16 protein-coding genes are annotated in these 15,736 nt (G+C 44.3%); 7 read left to right on the forward strand and 9 right to left on the reverse strand.

All coding sequences use genetic code 11. The features are described 5' to 3' along the window. The first annotated feature begins 240 nt into the window (after nt 1–240). From bcp to QUB25_RS07030, 3 genes are all read left to right on the forward strand, one after another. On the forward strand, nt 241–714 hold the full coding sequence (gene bcp, locus QUB25_RS07020; protein WP_333182510.1) for a thioredoxin-dependent thiol peroxidase: 474 nt from the start codon (nt 241–243) through the stop codon (nt 712–714). Nucleotides 715–791: 77 nt separating this feature from the next. Further along, entirely contained in the window at nt 792–1,247 is a 456-nt protein-coding gene (locus tag QUB25_RS07025) for an NUDIX hydrolase (RefSeq protein ID WP_333058885.1), read from the forward strand. A 158-nt stretch (nt 1,248–1,405) separates the two neighbouring features. Further along, on the forward strand, nt 1,406–2,212 hold the full coding sequence (locus tag QUB25_RS07030; protein WP_333182511.1) for an alpha/beta hydrolase: 807 nt from the start codon (nt 1,406–1,408) through the stop codon (nt 2,210–2,212). Nucleotides 2,213–2,237: 25 nt separating this feature from the next. Here the strand turns inward: QUB25_RS07030 and QUB25_RS07035 are convergent, their stop codons facing one another. After that, nucleotides 2,238–3,158: a pantothenate kinase gene (locus QUB25_RS07035; RefSeq protein WP_333182512.1), complete on the reverse strand. Its 921-nt coding sequence runs from the start codon at nt 3,156–3,158 to the stop codon at nt 2,238–2,240. A 314-nt stretch (nt 3,159–3,472) separates the two neighbouring features. On the opposite strand from QUB25_RS07035, the gene QUB25_RS07040 reads away from it, so the two are divergent. Continuing rightward, nucleotides 3,473–5,581, forward strand: a complete 2,109-nt coding sequence (locus tag QUB25_RS07040; protein WP_333182513.1) for a GAF domain-containing protein — start codon at nt 3,473–3,475, stop codon at nt 5,579–5,581. A gap of 72 nt (nt 5,582–5,653) precedes the next feature. On the opposite strand, the gene QUB25_RS07045 is transcribed toward QUB25_RS07040, so the two are convergent. Beyond that, a complete protein-coding gene (locus tag QUB25_RS07045; protein WP_333037257.1) occupies nt 5,654–6,442 on the reverse strand; it encodes an RDD family protein in 789 nt (262 codons plus the stop codon). 37 nt (nt 6,443–6,479) lie between these two features. After that, nucleotides 6,480–7,265 (reverse strand): DUF975 domain-containing protein, encoded by a 786-nt coding sequence (locus QUB25_RS07050; protein ID WP_333182514.1) that lies wholly within the window; start codon nt 7,263–7,265, stop codon nt 6,480–6,482. Between the two features lie 122 nt (nt 7,266–7,387). Here QUB25_RS07050 and QUB25_RS07055 point away from each other — a divergent pair, with 122 nt between their 5' ends. Together QUB25_RS07055 and QUB25_RS07060 are read left to right on the forward strand one after the other, a co-directional pair. Further along, nucleotides 7,388–8,356 carry a stage II sporulation protein M gene (locus tag QUB25_RS07055; RefSeq protein ID WP_333182515.1) on the forward strand — a complete coding sequence of 323 codons (969 nt, stop codon included), beginning with the start codon at nt 7,388–7,390 and terminating at the stop codon, nt 8,354–8,356. A 96-nt stretch (nt 8,357–8,452) separates the two neighbouring features. After that, on the forward strand, nt 8,453–9,403 hold the full coding sequence (locus QUB25_RS07060) for a hypothetical protein (RefSeq protein WP_333182516.1): 951 nt from the start codon (nt 8,453–8,455) through the stop codon (nt 9,401–9,403). On the opposite strand, the gene QUB25_RS07065 is transcribed toward QUB25_RS07060, so the two are convergent. The 6 genes from QUB25_RS07065 to QUB25_RS07090 all read right to left on the reverse strand — a co-directional run bounded on the left by QUB25_RS07065 (nt 9,381) and on the right by QUB25_RS07090 (nt 14,091). Next, a complete protein-coding gene (locus QUB25_RS07065) occupies nt 9,381–10,709 on the reverse strand; it encodes a DUF58 domain-containing protein (protein WP_333182517.1) in 1,329 nt (442 codons plus the stop codon). The two genes, QUB25_RS07060 and QUB25_RS07065, sit on opposite strands and share 23 nt — an antisense overlap. A gap of 12 nt (nt 10,710–10,721) precedes the next feature. After that, nucleotides 10,722–11,063: a hypothetical protein gene (locus QUB25_RS07070; RefSeq protein WP_333182518.1), complete on the reverse strand. Its 342-nt coding sequence runs from the start codon at nt 11,061–11,063 to the stop codon at nt 10,722–10,724. 44 nt (nt 11,064–11,107) lie between these two features. Next, the gene (locus QUB25_RS07075; protein WP_333182519.1) at nt 11,108–11,407 is read right to left on the reverse strand and encodes a helix-hairpin-helix domain-containing protein; all 300 of its coding nucleotides are present in this window, start codon (nt 11,405–11,407) and stop codon (nt 11,108–11,110) included. Nucleotides 11,408–11,468: 61 nt separating this feature from the next. Further along, the gene (locus QUB25_RS07080; protein WP_333182520.1) at nt 11,469–11,912 is read right to left on the reverse strand and encodes a GNAT family N-acetyltransferase; all 444 of its coding nucleotides are present in this window, start codon (nt 11,910–11,912) and stop codon (nt 11,469–11,471) included. A 14-nt stretch (nt 11,913–11,926) separates the two neighbouring features. Further along, nucleotides 11,927–12,877 (reverse strand): MoxR family ATPase, encoded by a 951-nt coding sequence (locus tag QUB25_RS07085; RefSeq protein WP_333182521.1) that lies wholly within the window; start codon nt 12,875–12,877, stop codon nt 11,927–11,929. Further along, entirely contained in the window at nt 12,874–14,091 is a 1,218-nt protein-coding gene (locus QUB25_RS07090; RefSeq protein WP_333182522.1) for a DUF4350 domain-containing protein, read from the reverse strand. The genes QUB25_RS07085 and QUB25_RS07090 overlap by 4 nt, the downstream gene beginning before the upstream one ends. A 770-nt stretch (nt 14,092–14,861) precedes the next feature. On the opposite strand from QUB25_RS07090, the gene QUB25_RS07095 reads away from it, so the two are divergent. Next, on the forward strand, nt 14,862–15,736 hold an 875-nt coding region (locus tag QUB25_RS07095; protein ID WP_333182523.1), incomplete at its 3' end, for a hypothetical protein.

Below are 15,736 nucleotides of genomic sequence, written 5' to 3' on the forward strand. Positions count from 1 at the left end.
AATTTAGCTTTCCTAAACCGCAACACCGTTAGGTGTGACTACGCACTCAACTAATCCAGTTAAGTTTTTACGTTGGCTAGTTATACTCAATTTTAGACCGATGACGATCATAGCACACACGGTACAAGACCCAGAAAAAAGAACACCGGGATTCAAGTCGCTGGGAATGCGGGCCCGATGGGAGGCAAGGTTTTCGCTCTTGCCGAATATTTCTATAAACTACTGACAAAAATACGACAAATGACTATCAATCCCGGTGACGTAGCTCCTGTCTTCAGCCTGCCCGACGCGCAAGGCAATGTCGTCAGCCTTGCAGATTTTCGAGGGCGGCGAGTTGTACTTTACTTTTACCCTCGGGACAATACCCCTGGCTGTACCAAAGAAGCTTGCGGCTTTCGCGACATTTACTTAGACTACCAGTCGCGCAATATTTCAGTGCTCGGCGTCAGTACAGACGGGGCCGGGGCCCACGCCAAGTTTGCAGCTAAATATCAATTGCCTTTTCCCTTGCTGTGCGACTCAAACGCCGAAGTTGCTACCGCCTACGGCTGTTACGGACTCAAAAAATTTATGGGAAAAGAATTTATGGGAATTACTCGATCGACTTTCGCGATCGACCCAGATGGTAGGATTGAAAAGGTTTATCGGAAAATCAAACCAGAAACTCACGCGGCGGAGATCCTAGCAGACTTGCCAGAGCTCTGGCGTGAATGAAAAATTAAAAATTAAGACTCCGGAGCTGCAAGCTAGGAGGCCTGAAATTACTATCTCCTAAACAAGCTTTTGAGTTTATGCGTCGATTGTGGCAAATTTTACAAACTGTACTGGGGCTGATTTTTCGACATCCCGTCACTGGTACTGCGGTGATTCCCGTATTGCCTGACGGGCGAATTGTGTTAATTCGCCGCCGCGACAACGGTCGCTGGGCACTGCCGGGAGGTATGGTGGATTGGGGAGAGGATATTCCGACAACTGTGCGGCGGGAATTAGCAGAGGAAACAGGACTCGATTTAGTCAAAATCCGCCGCTTGGTGGGTGTTTATTCGGCTGCCGATCGAGACCCTCGCCTGCACTCGATTTGTATCGTGGTGGCAGCAGAGGTGCAGGGCAATATGCAAGTTCAGGATACGCTTGAAGTTAGCGAGGTTGAGGCTTTTTTGCCCGCATCGCTGCCGGAGGGCGCGCTCAGCCACGATAACGACCAACACTTACAGGACTATTTTCAAGGCCTGACAACTTTGGCGTAAATCGGCGGAGCATCCAAATTTGAGAAAAGTCGGAAATTACCTCGCCGTCAAAAATTGTCTGTGATGACTGTGGAATTAATTTTTAATGTTTTCCTACTTTTATTCACAATCTCTGAACATTAAATTAATCATCTTTTTATTACTAAATATTTAACCGGATGTACTCACTGCGACGCAATTCTCGGGTCAGACTCTCTGTAGGGCAAATCTTTTGGCACGAAGTCGGTCAAGGCCCTAATTTAGTATTTTTGCACGGTTCTTGGCACGACAGCAGTCAGTGGCTGAGGACGATCGAACATTTGAGCCCCTACTACCACTGCTTCGCACCGGATTTGCTGGGGTTTGGCGACTCGGAACGCCCGAATCTTCATTATTCGATCGACCTGGAAGTAGAATGTCTGGCTCAATACCTCGATACTTTGAAGCTGCGAGAGGTTTATTTAATCGCTCACTCTCTGGGTGGTTGGGTGGCCACCAGCTACGCTATCAAATATCCCGATCGAGTTCAGGGTTTGGTTTTGTTGGCCCCAGAAGGCCTCAAGGTTGCCAACCGGCGGGGGCGGTGGCAGACGGCTAGCTGGCTGATCGGTCAACCACCCCTCGGTTTTTGGTTGCTGCGATCGATCTATCTAATTGCTAAGTTGCTGGGTAGCAAAAAAAAGATTGACGGACTGCTAAAGTTCAGACAGCAGTTGATGCAGTCCCCTGTTGCCGTGGAGTTGCTGTTTCAGCGGCGGCGGGCTGAAATTACAGCGGAATTAGTTGATGAGAATTTGCCTTTGCTGAAAGCGCCTGTTTTGCTGTTACACGGTTCTGAAGATACTCCCGCAGCTTCGTCTTTGTGTCAATCCTATGCTGCTCTGGCTCCTAATGCCGAACTGCAATTGGTCAGTCCGGGGGAAAGCAATTTGCCGCAGGAAGTCCCGGATGTTGTTGCTAAGTATATTCGGGAATTTGCTAAGTGAATTGGTAATTGGTAATTGGTAAAAGTCAACAGTCAACATTCAACAGCCTAATTCCCCAAAAAATGGCTTCGGGTGCGTCAATTACTGCGGAAGCTGTATTGGGGAAGGCTGCGGTAAGGTATTTTAAAAGCATAGTGCGATCGCCCCCCGTGACCGCTATTTTGCTATCAGGAAACAAACACCGCCAATCTTCAATAAAATCCCTAACTCCTGCCACCGTCGCATACACAACTCCGCTTTGAATGGCCCCAGCAGTGTCTTTCGCCCAGCGGTGCGGCAGATTTTGTGGTAAACTGATTAAAGGTAATGCAGCAGTTTTTTTACCTAGCGACGATAACTGCAAACCCAAACCTGGTAAGATTGCGCCCCCAACTAAATACCTATTGACATCAGCCCCAGTAAATGTTAAAGCTGTACCAGCATCTATAAGTAAAACTGGCCAACCCAATTGGTTGCCAGCGCCCAGTACAGCCAAACCTCTGTCAATTCCCAGGGTAGGATAGAGTCCCCCGATCGGCAACTGGTCTAAAGTAATAATTCGGACATCAGGATAACTCTGCCAAATTGCTGTTTGCTGGGTAACTACTGAAGCCAATATTAGAGGCAGCGGCACTAAAGAAAGTGTGTGAGGATTAGAAAAAGCGGTAGTAGCAGGAAGACAAAGGAGATTTTGAGAAGATATTTCCTCGATCGACCTCATTACTATTTGCACCAAATATTCTGCCTTTTCCTCCTCGGAGAGCGGGGAAACAGCATCAGCATTGAGATGCTCTGTATCCCATGTTTTCTCCAGGGTTTTGCCCACAAATAATCCCCAGTGCAGCCGGGAATTGCCGATCGCCAAAGCTATTTTAATCTGGTCTTTACCTATTAATCCAGTTAATCCAGATATAAGGTTGTCGGTTCTTGGTGGCGAACGAAAATTGTCGGGAATTGAGTTTTCCATGTTGATCTAGCGCGCGCAAACATTAAACTAAAGATAGATTTTATATTAACTTCCTTCGGTTAAGCGGGCAGCTAACTCTCTTTGACATCTGACCAAGTTCAATGGCGTGCGCCAGTTAGTATTGTGGGCCTCAAAGCGCATACTTGCTAAGTATAAATATTTGTAAAGCAAATAATTGCTTTGCTCGGGCTGCATCCTTTATAATGTCTTAAGATATTCCAGAAGTCCTGGTAGCTGCGATGGGGCTGTTGGCGGGGTAAGCATAGGTTTAAAAAACCGACTCAATCAAAATACTGTACAACTCCTGAGTAAATATGTCTTTAAAAATACAAGAACACGAAAACCCCTGGCAGAGAGTAACTTCGCGGTTGTCTGAATCTGAAAACTGGAGGCAGGAAGAAACTCTTTCGCTGCCGGAAGTAGACCAACAAAAAGCCCTAATCGTGCAGATGCAGCAGCAAGTTCAGTTATCAAACTTGCTCAACCAAATTAATAACGAAATTCGCAGTACGCTTGACATAGAAGAAATTTTGACATCGGCCTGCCGATTGCTGGGGCAAGCGTTAGAGTGCAGTCGCGTGAGCATTTTAGTCAAAGAATCAAATACAGAAACAACTTTAGTCACGCGCGGAGAGTACAACGCGGGGGACTATCCGATTCAACTTGGTATGAAAGTACCGATGACTGACAACCCGCATTTGGCTGCCGTCGTGTCTCAGCAAGAGTCGCTAGCAGTGACGAAGTTTCTCGATTTTCCGGGATTGAATCCACAAACCCGAAAAATTGCCGAAGCTTTGGAGATTAAGTCAATGCTGGCAGTAGCTACTCGCTATCAAGGTCAAGTTAATGGCATAATTGGCTTGCATCAGTGCGATCGCGAACGGGAATGGACTGATTGGGAAAGGCAGCTTTTAGAAGGGGTAGGATCGCAATTGGCGATCGCGATCAATCAAGCCAAACTCTATAGCAAAACCAGGCGGCAAGCCGAACGAGAATCGCTGCTGCGGCTGATCGGCAACCAAATTCGCAGTACCCTCGATCTGGAAACTATTCTACAAACAGCGGTGAGGGAAGTCCGCCAAATGTTGCAGTGCGATCGAGTAATTATCTATCAGTTTCAAGACAACTGGCAAGGAAAAGTTGTTGTTGAAGATATGGTGATCCCTTGGCCTTCAATTTTAGGAGATATGGGGGCGGATAAGTGTTTCCGGGGAGATTACGCGGAGCTTTACCAGCAAGGGCGAGTCAAAGCCATTAATGATATTTTTAATGCTGGTTTAGAGCCTTGTCACGTTGATTTCTTAGACCGTTTGCAGGTTAAAGCTAATCTGATCGTGCCGATTGTTACATCGAGAACTGAAGAAAGTTCCCCCGAAACAGCGGCAAGCTATAATCCTAAATTTCCCGGTAGGCTGTGGGGTTTGCTGATTGCTCATGAGTGCCGGGATACCCGCAATTGGCAGCGGCAAGAAATGGAGTTGCTATCCCAGATAGCCAACCAAATGGCGATCGCCATTCAGCAAGCAGAACTTTATAGCCAAGTCCAAGATGCTGCGGTAAAATCTCAAGCTCAAACCCAGCAATTGCAGGCTGCGTTAGAAGAATTGCGATCGGCACAGCAGCAATTGATTCAAAGCGAAAAAATGTCAGGTTTGGGGCAAATGGTAGCGGGAATTGCTCATGAAATTAACAACGCCAACAATTTCATCCACGCTAACTTGTTTCACGCTAAAGAATATTTTAAAGCCTTGAACGAAGCTCTAGAACAGGCCGGAAATGCCTGCCCGGAAGCAGCGGAAGCAATTGTCAGAATCAATGAAGAACTAGAACTCGATTACATTCGAGAAGACTTTGGTAAACTGATCAATTCAATGCGGGAAGGCAGCGGGAGGATTCGCTCGATCGTGATGACACTGCGAAATTTTTCTCGTTTAGACCACGCTGAATTAAAACCAGTAGATTTGAATGAAGGTTTAGAAAGCAGTTTCTTGATGCTGCAAAATAAGCTAAAAACCCATATCAAAATAGACAAGCAATACGGCAGTTTGCCGCCCGTCCAATGTCATGCCAGTCAAATTAACCAAGTATTTTATAATTTGATTGACAATGCTTTAGATGCGCTCCAGTCAACGAGCAAACCGGGGGAATTAACCATTCGTAGTTGGCAAAGCGAGCCGGACTGGGTAACAATCTCTGTGCGCGACACGGGAACTGGCATTCCTGCTGAAATTCAAGACAAGATTTTTGACCCATTTTTTACTACTAAACCTGTGGGTAAAGGTACGGGTTTAGGACTTTCAGTGTGCTATCAGGTAATTGTTCAAGCTCACGGCGGCAAGCTGAGTTGCGTCAGTCAGGTTGGCGAAGGAAGTGAGTTTATTGTAGAGTTGCCCTTAACAAATCAGAGGAGGGTAAGTGCATAATTTCTGCTTTAGTCAGATTAATGAACAATTCCCTATGCCCGTGGATTTATAAGTAATTAACCGGACTTGATATTAATTGTCAGCTTGCTGCTGATAAGCCTGGTATACAGCCTCTAAAAAAACATTAGCATCAACTTTCATCGGCAGTTTGTCCAAAGCAATGATTTGTTTCACCTGACTAGCCAGTTGTTTGCTCACTTCATTTCGGGCATTTGGTATCATAGCTTCGCGCCGGTGCAAATACTCTCGAATTACAGCAAAATCTTCTGGCAGCAAGCTGGAAATATCGGCTTCTATCAGCAGTTTATTTGCTAGGGATTGAGCCGATGTTGATACTTTCAATGCAGTAGTTGTCAGAGGTTTTTCTTCTTGAATTACCATGGTGCCTCCTACCAAATCTCCTAAACGTTTTTCCCGCTGGTTTAAAACTATGAAAAATACACCTATAAAAAATAAGTCGTCAAAAGGTCGCAGCAAAGCCCGTAGTGTTGATTGCGGAAGCCTGACGGGACGACCATCATCCCGAATTACTCGGATTTTGACATAACGCTTGCCTGGTGTTTGACCCGACCACACGGTTTCATAAAATACAAAGTAACCTACATAAATGAAAAAACCAATTAATGCCTGAAGTGCTATCAACCAGAGTTCTAAGCGATTGGTACTTCCTAGCAACTTTGCGATCGTCTCAAGCAACACTGAATTAAATATCAGTGCACCTAATAGAAACACTACTATGATTAAACCCAAAATGATATAGTCTATCAGCAATGCGTATGCTCGGTTGCCAATTCCGGCTAAGGTAAATTCGAGTTCAACGCTTTCGGGAGTGTGGAGAGTGAAGCGATTAAAAAGTCGCATAAATTTGAGCAAATTTTATGTTTTGACTGAGGCTGAATTAGCGATCGCGCATTTGCAAACCCAAACCTTCTTTGCGGCTGCGGACGTCGTAGTAGATAATGGCTTTCATAGCCTGCCAAAAAGGAGTCACAAGCGCACCGCTGCCAATGCTCACTCCCACAATCATAATATAATAAACTAAGTAAAATAGACCCGACTCTGCGCCCAATACTTTACTTAAAACAACTTGAACGATCACAGTAAGTATCTGCACAACAATCGTGATCGGGAGTGAGACCAAAATGCCCACAAAAACTATCCACTGAATGCGTCCCACCGACCCCTTAGTTAATTTCCAACTGCGACCGATTGCTGAACTAGCACCTATATTATTTTCGATCGCTAGCGGCACTTCAATAATCAGCAAGCGAGAGAAAAGTCGGATATATATAATTAAGAAAGCAATAACTGCAACTAGCAGGAAAGCTGCAACAAGTGTGAAATTTTGCCCAAAGAGCGCACCAGCACCCATTCCCACAAAGAACATCGCGATCCCGCCTACCAAGGATACCCCAAGGAAAATCAGAAATGTCAATATACCCGCCCATAAAAAACTCCACATCCGAGGATTCACCTCACGGCGAGCATCACTGACAGTCTCTGGCTTTTCCCTAACTTCACCGAAAGCCAGACGAGAAATGAGCCCTGCGATCGCAGAATATTTAGCCCAACCGTAAATCGGAACTAACAACCACAGATAAGCTACCAATGCCAAACTAAAATATGACTTAAAATGGTCGCGGTAAATACGCAAACTAGCACTAACAACATTACCGACGCTCAAGGGGCCTGTTGGTCCAGAAGAACTAAGATTTTTTTTATGCATGACTGGATGGGTGTAGTTGTGTGAGGCGGAAAATTTACAACTATCTTAAGCTATATCTAATAGAACTTAGTGAAAACTTTATGAATATTAAACGTTGGATCGCGCGGCGAGAACCCAACTGGAAACGGTTGGACACTCTTTTACACCAAGTAGAAAAAAAGGGGCTAAAGTCCCTACCTGCGTCTGAAATCAGGGAATTAGCGAGTTTGTACCGTTCTGTTTCGGCGGATTTGGCTAGGGCGAAGACCAATGAAGTCGGTAATATTTTGTTACAAGATTTACAAAGGTTAACTTCTCGCGGCTACACCCAAATTTACCAAGGTTCGCGCCGCCAAGATTGGGAAGCTATAGTGGAGTTTTGCCGCTGGGGTTTTCCGGCTACGGTACAGGAGACGTTTGGTTATACGGCGACTGCGACGGGTATTTTTTTAGTAATGGCGTTGATTGCTTGGTGGTTTGCTTGGCAAGATCCGGCGTTTTTGTCCCTAGTAGTTCCTGGACATTTGATTAAAACGGTACGCGATGACGGGAAATTGTGGATGGGTTCAATTGTGGGAATCGAACCTTTAGCTTCTAGCGGTATTATGACTAACAATCTATCCGTATGTTTTGCGGCTGTTGGGGGAGGGATTGTTTTCGGTCTTTACACTGTTTATATTATGGCATTTAATGGAGTGAGCATCGGCGCGATCGCCAGTTTAGTAGCTCAGCACAATTTAGCTTACCCTTTTTGGGCGTTTGTATTTCCTCACGGTTCCCTGGAATTGCCGGCGATTTTTTTAGCTGGCGGTGCTGGTTTAATCATCGCCCGCGCTATTTTTTTTCCTGGCAAATATCGTCGTGCTGATGCCATGAAGTTTTACGGTACTCAAGCTGCACAATTGGTATTTGGAATTGTGCCGATGCTGGTAATTGCTGGTACCATCGAGGGTTTTTTCTCGCCAAATCCGGCAATTCCCGATCCGTTGAAGTATTTGGCTGGGATCGGGTTGTTTGCGCTGTTGGTGATGTATTGCAGTAAAAGGCGATCGGCTGAAGTTCCTAGATAATTCTGAGCTTGAAATCGTTACACAAACGAAGTCCACTCCTAGCGGAATAAGACGCATTTTACCTAGCCATATCGAGTCCAGTAATTAATTAAAATCATGACTATTACTAAGATCACCTCTCCCGAAGACAACCCTTTTCATCGAATCAAGCTTCGGCAGATATTTGGAGGGTGGTTTTTATTGGCTATGGGTATTTATTTTCAAATAGTAATGATTGGCTATACACGAGGGATAAAATTTGATAGTAAACTAACATTAGATCCATTCGTTGAAGAAATATTTGGAATTTATTTATCGATTCTTTTACTGGCTTTGGTGTGGCGACAATGCAAGCTAGCGGGAATTGAAATTAAATATTTGGTTGGTAAAGTTCCCGATCGCTACCAATGGTTGCCATTAGTAGGTCTGGCGATCGCTAGCGTGTTTTTTTCAATAAGTGTCTTCCGAGTATTTTATTATCCATTGTCTTTTTTCGTACCTTCTTTTGTCGAAAAAATTCTGACAGAACGTAGAAATTTTAGTATTTTAATGACAGCTTCAAAAACATTTAATCCGGCACTTTACTATTTAATTAGTGCGATTAATAGTTGTGTAATATCTCCCATATTTAATCCCTTTATTTTCACAGCTATTATGCTACACAGATGGGCTGCAAAATGGGGTAATATTCCAGCCATCTTAGCTCATTGTCTATTCTTTATAATTTTTGGTTATAAATATTTTATATCTGTACTTATTGGGATATTAATGTACTTAATTTTGTATTTAAAAACCCGCAGCTTAGTTATACTAATAGTTTTTAGTGCCTTGGAAAATATTATTTTTAAAATTTGGAATTTGTCGTATACAACATTTTTTGACAATCAAACAGCAAACATTCTCGATGTATTTCGATCGCAAATACACTTAGGTGTCTTGTTTTTTGCTTTGTCAGCCCCTTGGGTAATCGGTTTTATCTACAAAAACTGGTCTGTTCTCAAAGGGCCTTTACCTTACTTTGCTAATGCTGCAGAAGCTGAGAAGATTAAAGCTGATTCCGAGACTTAAGTTGCAGATATCTGTTAACTAATTGCTCGCTAATTTGATTTGCTGGTGCATCCAAAACCAAAACTCCTTTTTGTTTCAACTGTGCAAAAGCTACCTGACGCTGTGCTAGTAAATCTAAAGCGACAGCACGATTATAAGCAGGTGTAATTTCCACGGTGGAAGTGTGAGCGATTTTGTCAACTTGAGGGTCGCGCAAAGTTACGCAAAAAGGCAAATAACGAGGTGTTAAACGCGCTAAGGCGGAAAGCATTTCTGTAGAAGCTGTGACATCTACTAAATCAGTAATTAGCACTACTAATGCACGGCGAGTTTGTTGACTTACTAATTTAGTTACAGCACCAACATAGTCGGGTTCTAACAAAACTGGCTGAATTGGCGCCAGGCGTTCAATTAATTTAGAGTGTTGATGTTGACCGCGTTCCGGGGGTATCCAAGTCGTGATTTCCCGATCGAACACACCGACTCCCACGCGATCGCCCCGATTTAGTCCAGCCAAGGCTAAAGACAGCGCTGCATTCACTCCCCAGTCAAAACGCTTCAAACCCTGCACTCGCGCCGTCATCAGCCGTCCCCTGTCGAGTAAAATAATCAAAGTTTGCTCTTTTTCGGGTTCTAAAACTCTGACTAAAGGGCGCGATCGCCTCGCAGTAGCTTTCCAATCAATCAAGCGAGGATCGTCACCAATACCATATTCCCGCAGTTCGGCAAATTCAGTTCCCATGCCGAGTTTTCGTAACCCACGCATTGTGCCGCTATTTTCCAATGTTAGCCGAATAGAGAGTTCTTTCAACATCACTAAATCGGGATAAACTGCCACTTTTTCACTAGCAGGTATTTTCCAGTCGTGCCATGCTAAACCCCAATTTCCCAACTGCCGCACCTGAATATCTCCCCACTTATATTCTCCGCGATTTGACGGGCGGATTGTATAAGTTAATTCCAGATCGCTGTTAGGGTTGAGGTCTGCTTCCAGCATCGGTTGAGAGACATCAAACTCTAGCGGATAGGCGTCGCGCAGGCGAATTTTAGCAGTTTGATTTGCCGTTAGCCCAGCCCTCGGAGAGGATCGCACTGACAGTAAAACCGGATTGTCTCGCCCAATCGAAAGTCTGTGCAACGGATGGCGTGTCACTTGCACCCGATGAGATTTTACGCGCAGTGCGTCGGTAATGGCTAGACCTACAATTAAACAGTCAAATAGCAAAGTGCCGATAATACTTGTCTGCTGATTTACCAGCATAGCGAGCAAAAGGGCGATCGGAATTGCGATCGCTAACAGGAAATAAAGGCGAATAGCAGGAATCATTAAAATTTCTGATTAAGATACTGGTGTACACCATTCAACGAGAGTTCCGTCTGGACATCTAACATAGGAAACAATCTGACCCCAAGGTTTTTTGAGAGGTGCTTTTAACTCTAATGGACATGCTGCGATCGCTTGTTGATGTGCCATTTCTACTGAATCAGTGGTAAGTGCTATTTCAACACCTAAAGGTTTATCCGATGAATCAGCCGAAATATAACCATTTGGGAAATTTGACGCGCCTAGAGAATGTGTAGCAAAAGATAAAGTTGTTTCCCCAGTGTCAAGCTTACCATAATCTCCTGATTCATCAATGAACTTCTTTTTTAACCCAAAAGCCATTTCAAAAAAAGTCAATCAACTTAGTACGTCAGCAACGTAAATAATTGTATATTTGAATTTCATTTGCTTTCTGCCTTTACATGATTTGCAAGTAGGTTACGTCGTTCATCAGTATAACTCCACCAAGGCTTAGCTGGTTCGCCATTGAGGAATCTTTTGACAGAAATGAGAGCGTCAAGTACACATGGATCGTGGCGATGTCCCATGACATTAGCAAGTTCGTGAAAGACTTCTAATGGCGATCGCGTTTTAAGTTGATCTGGTTGCTCAATACCAATGCTTCGCAAATCCGCACTAATTGATTTCCCAATGTTTGGAAGGTCTTCAAGCTTCTTCACTTCGTTTAGAGACTTCTTCATACTTCTGGTGTGGTATTTTTTATCTCAATTCCTACAATACTTGCGTAATAAAGATTTTTTGTCAGGAATTCGATTCCTCCAAACGAAACGTAAACATAACATGATCACTTGGTGTTTCTGGATTACCAACAGCCGAATACAGATTCATTGCTGCTGTATTTTCGCGATCTGTAAGCACCCAAGCTTCTGTACAACCCAACTCACGAGCGACCTCAAATACTGCATTCATCAAACGCTTCCCCAAACCTTGGCGACGATAAGTTTCTGCTACACTCACCTCGTTAATCCACAGTTCGGGACGTGCCTTGTCGGGATGAACATAATGAACTGCTGAGACAAAGCCGACAACTTTATCGTCATCGATTGCAACAGCCAGATGGTGCCGCGAGTCTGTCAAAAATTCTTCAGTACGTGGGATATCGATCGAGTTGTCAAAGACATCTGGATCGACATTCTTGAGAATATTTACATCATTCTGATCCAGAATTTTGATTGCGATTGTCATAGTTATATTTCAGTTTACCTCGGTACAGCGACTTGTTTTAATACCGAAGCAATTACCGAATCAATTTGCAAGCCATCTAGCAGCGATTCTGGTTTGAGAATCAGACGGTGACGCAAAAGCGGCAGTGCGATCGCCTTGACATCATCAGGAGTAGTATAATCCCTGCCGGCCAGCCAAGCGTGAGCTTTACTACTTTGCAACCAAGCTACTGCCGATCGCGGAGAAGCACCCAATGCCAAATCCGGATGTTTTCGCGTATTGTGTACCAAAGCTAGCACGTAATCGAGCACTTTCTCTTCTACTTTGACTGTTTGTACTGCTTGACGGGCGCTAATTATTTGCTGTACCGTTGCTAAAGATTTTATCCTAGCTAAATCGAGGCGTTTAGCGCGAAATCCTGCCTCTGCATTCAGCAACATTTGCTTTTCGGCGGCTGCATCGGGATAGTCAACCACCAGTTTAAATAAAAATCGGTCTAACTGAGCTTCTGGTAGCGGATAAGTGCCTTCAAATTCTAAGGAATTTTGAGTGGCGATCGTCCAAAATAATTCTGGCAGAGCTAAAGTCTCACCGTCTAACGTTACCTGCTGTTCTTCCATTGCTTCTAGCAATGCTGACTGGGTTTTCGGAGGCGTGCGATTAATTTCATCCGCCAGCAAAACTTCAGTAAACACTGGCCCTTTTTTCAGGGTAAAACTGTGGCTTTCAAAATCAAAAATGTTCGTTCCCAAGATATCCGACGGCAAAATATCCGGCGTTAGTTGAATGCGACGAAAATCTGCTTGAATCAATTGGGCGATCGCTTTTACAAGTAGAGTTTTCCCGGTTCCAGGGACTCCCTCAATAATCACGTGGCCGCCGCTCAAAAGTGCCACTAGCAAGTGCTGTACTGTGGAAGATTGACCCACAACTATTTTGTCTAGGGCTTGGCTGAGGCGTTTAAAAATCGAGTTTGTTTCGCTCATTTTAGATTTTTCCTGTCAGAGGGGAGATGTTGACGGATCTGCTGCCATTTACCCAACCAGGTTAGCAAATCTGAATCGCTGATTCGGCGTTTATGAGATGGCGAGGGCAGAAGTTCTGACAATTCTGCCGCTTTTCCCCCTGTTTGCTCAACCCAAGCATTTGTTAGAGTTTCACTTTCCAGCGATCCCTGTCCCAATAATAATGCTTTTTGCAGTTGTAACTGTTCTTCTTTTCCGATAATTTCTACCGCAAAATCAGTGCAGTTTGCTTTTTGCAAAACACCCGCTAATGCTTGAATGTAAGCTTCGCTGTTGTCAACCTGTGGCGCTGATATAGTTACAGGCTGTCCAAACCTGTTCCACCCGGCAAAAATAGCAACGAGTAAAATAATTGTACCCTGTATCAAAACGGGAAATAGAGGAGTTTTGGCTAAATAAGTGAATAAATTTCCCTCGTATTCGCTTTCAAGAACTTCTGGATCTTTGTAGCCGTGAATGTATTCGTCTACCCAGACTTTATTGAGGATTTTACTTGTTCCCTGGCTTTGCGGGTCGATTGAATTTTGGATTAATTTCACTGCTAGAGCCTGCTGGGTCCCTTCTATTTCTTGTTCTCCACCTTCTAATTGAGTAACCAGCCCTGCTAAAAATTCATAATTACCTGGAAAATCCTGATAAGCATTAGCAGCTAAATGGGAGGTACTGGCAAAATAAACTGTACCCTTTCCCACTGGTTTTTTCCAAACAATTGCCCCAAATTGATCGTCTAAAACTTGTTTTTTGTCGCTGGGGTATCTCCGCCCGGTGTCAATCTTGATTTCCCCGGCTGAAGCTGGGTGCAAGCTACTAAAAGGTGCTGATGTCACCGGGGCGCGAACTCCCAAATTTACCAAAGTATTGCCCTGTTCCACCCACTTTTTATCTGTCTCAGAAACACCTTCTGGTATCAATTTACTATAGATACGTAAAAGTGTACTGGGCGGTTTTGTATCTTGGTTTTTAGCAAAGTCTTCAAAAGGTTTTTGCCAGCGCTGAACCTCGGTTCCCCGTTTTGACATAAAAGCATACCATGCTCCGTAGCCGTCCGGCGCTCTATTATAAGTAGAACCGCTGTTGACTTTGTTGTTAGCAGGAGCAAATAGCAGGGTAATGATAATTATTACAGTAATGGCGATCGCTCCCAACAACCATAACCTACGCTTTGACAAGTTCATCGCTCGTTAAGTAAGTAAGTAAGTACAAATAAATATAACATGAGGGGGTTTTTGGATGAATCAACTCACTCCTCATATAGAACCCATTTGAGAAATTTTAGTTATCGTCAATCACATTACGGCTCACCAATAAAGTTGGTTTTTTACTATCGCATTTTTAAGGGAAGCAGATTTACAGCATATTCCATGTAGATGTAGATTGCGAAAAACCGGGTTTCGAGCAACAGAATCAGTAATGATGCGGGAACTGTAAAGAAACCCGGTTTCTGGGGTGTATTTCATAAACGAATACGCTGTAACTTACGCCCGAACCTCAATTTTCAGAAATTCCCAACAGGGTTATGCTTAAACATATAAAATCCTGAGTATTTTTACTCATAATTGTCTTTCCTGATTCACTTTTGCCCGCAGAAGCAGTGAACGCTGCCTCTTGGGGGGCGAAATCTGGGATTTAAGCTCTCCTCTACAGAGGTGGAAAACCCGCTTGTTATAGGGCTGAAAAAAAGATCGCAATTTTTCCGGATAAAACTCATTGACGATGAAAGTTAAACATCCCTACGTAAATAGGTCTAAGTAGGTGTAATTATTTACACTCCAAATTTTGTCAGGGGCAATAATACCTTCAGATACTGATTGGGCAAGCCTTTTTACTTGATTTACCTGCAGGTATGAGGAAATTTTTCTTGCAGTGACCGATCGCTACAAGAAAGCCCAACCTCTTGTTTTCAGCCACTTCTAATCCTTAATTACTCATCATTAACACATAAGCTATGGCTACTTCAATTACTGGTTCTTTGGGTCAAGACACTAATTACAGCAGCATCAGTGACCTAATTACACAATGGCCTACTGCCGCCCAGGATCAAGGCATCCAACTGTCTGGGATAGCTTTTGATGGCTTTGAAACGAACTACACTAACCCTATTCCCATCAGCAACCTCACGTTAGCAACGAACGAAAACCCTAAAAGCGGGTTGAGCTACGGCGCTGTCCCTGGTATTGGTGTCTACGGCTCTTATAGTGGTTGGTTTACCGACCCCACTAAAAGTCGGGCGGAAATCAACTATGACCCCAACACCAATCTATCTCAGGCGCTGAAGGTGAAATGGGCAGATAACAAAGACATCACTAGCGCCACGATCGGCCTCAGTGCATTACTTCCCAAATCAAGTTCTGCAGTAAACGATCAAGGCAATGAAGTTGGTTTGCTGAAACTCTTTAATAATGGGGCGGAGGTATCGGCCAGCAATTTTACGATCATTCGCGTCAACCCTCCGACGAGCGGTCAAAAACCGATCGGTGTGTCTTCAGATGGACTGACTTTCATTGGCGATAGTCCCGATGGCAATTTCACATTCCAGATACAAGCAAATTCCACTAGCGTTGCTTTTGACGAATTACGGTTCTCCGCCAAAGCCTACGATAGCCCCACCGCTGCCTACGCCACTAGCACCTCCCCCAAAAGCGATAGTTCCGACTACCTAGTGCGGAGTATTCAATATCAAGGCCTTGATGTGACGCCAACGCCGACGCCAACGCCAACGCCGACGCCAACTCCGACGCCGACGCCGACGGCGACAACTCCAAGTATCTTCCAGTTCGCCCAACCAAATTACACGGTGGCTGAAGGTGGCGTGGCTACGAT

The sequence above is a fragment of the Microcoleus sp. B3-D7 genome, assembly GCF_036705305.1.
Taxonomy (GTDB): domain Bacteria; phylum Cyanobacteriota; class Cyanobacteriia; order Cyanobacteriales; family Microcoleaceae; genus Microcoleus.

Bases quoted from the DNA above. Each gene is read 5' to 3' on its own strand.
- bcp (WP_333182510.1), top strand. From the start codon at position 241: ATGACTATCAATCCCGGTGACGTAGCTCCTGTCTTCAGCCTGCCCGAC.
- QUB25_RS07085 (WP_333182521.1), bottom strand. From the start codon at position 12,877: ATGAGCGAAACAAACTCGATTTTTAAACGCCTCAGCCAAGCCCTAGAC.
- QUB25_RS07035 (WP_333182512.1), bottom strand. From the start codon at position 3,158: ATGGAAAACTCAATTCCCGACAATTTTCGTTCGCCACCAAGAACCGAC.
- QUB25_RS07025 (WP_333058885.1), top strand. From the start codon at position 792: ATGCGTCGATTGTGGCAAATTTTACAAACTGTACTGGGGCTGATTTTT.
- QUB25_RS07080 (WP_333182520.1), bottom strand. From the start codon at position 11,912: ATGACAATCGCAATCAAAATTCTGGATCAGAATGATGTAAATATTCTC.
- QUB25_RS07065 (WP_333182517.1), bottom strand. From the start codon at position 10,709: ATGATTCCTGCTATTCGCCTTTATTTCCTGTTAGCGATCGCAATTCCG.
- QUB25_RS07075 (WP_333182519.1), bottom strand. From the start codon at position 11,407: ATGAAGAAGTCTCTAAACGAAGTGAAGAAGCTTGAAGACCTTCCAAAC.
- QUB25_RS07045 (WP_333037257.1), bottom strand. From the start codon at position 6,442: ATGCGACTTTTTAATCGCTTCACTCTCCACACTCCCGAAAGCGTTGAA.
- QUB25_RS07040 (WP_333182513.1), top strand. From the start codon at position 3,473: ATGTCTTTAAAAATACAAGAACACGAAAACCCCTGGCAGAGAGTAACT.
- QUB25_RS07090 (WP_333182522.1), bottom strand. From the start codon at position 14,091: ATGAACTTGTCAAAGCGTAGGTTATGGTTGTTGGGAGCGATCGCCATT.
- QUB25_RS07060 (WP_333182516.1), top strand. From the start codon at position 8,453: ATGACTATTACTAAGATCACCTCTCCCGAAGACAACCCTTTTCATCGA.
- QUB25_RS07030 (WP_333182511.1), top strand. From the start codon at position 1,406: ATGTACTCACTGCGACGCAATTCTCGGGTCAGACTCTCTGTAGGGCAA.
- QUB25_RS07055 (WP_333182515.1), top strand. From the start codon at position 7,388: ATGAATATTAAACGTTGGATCGCGCGGCGAGAACCCAACTGGAAACGG.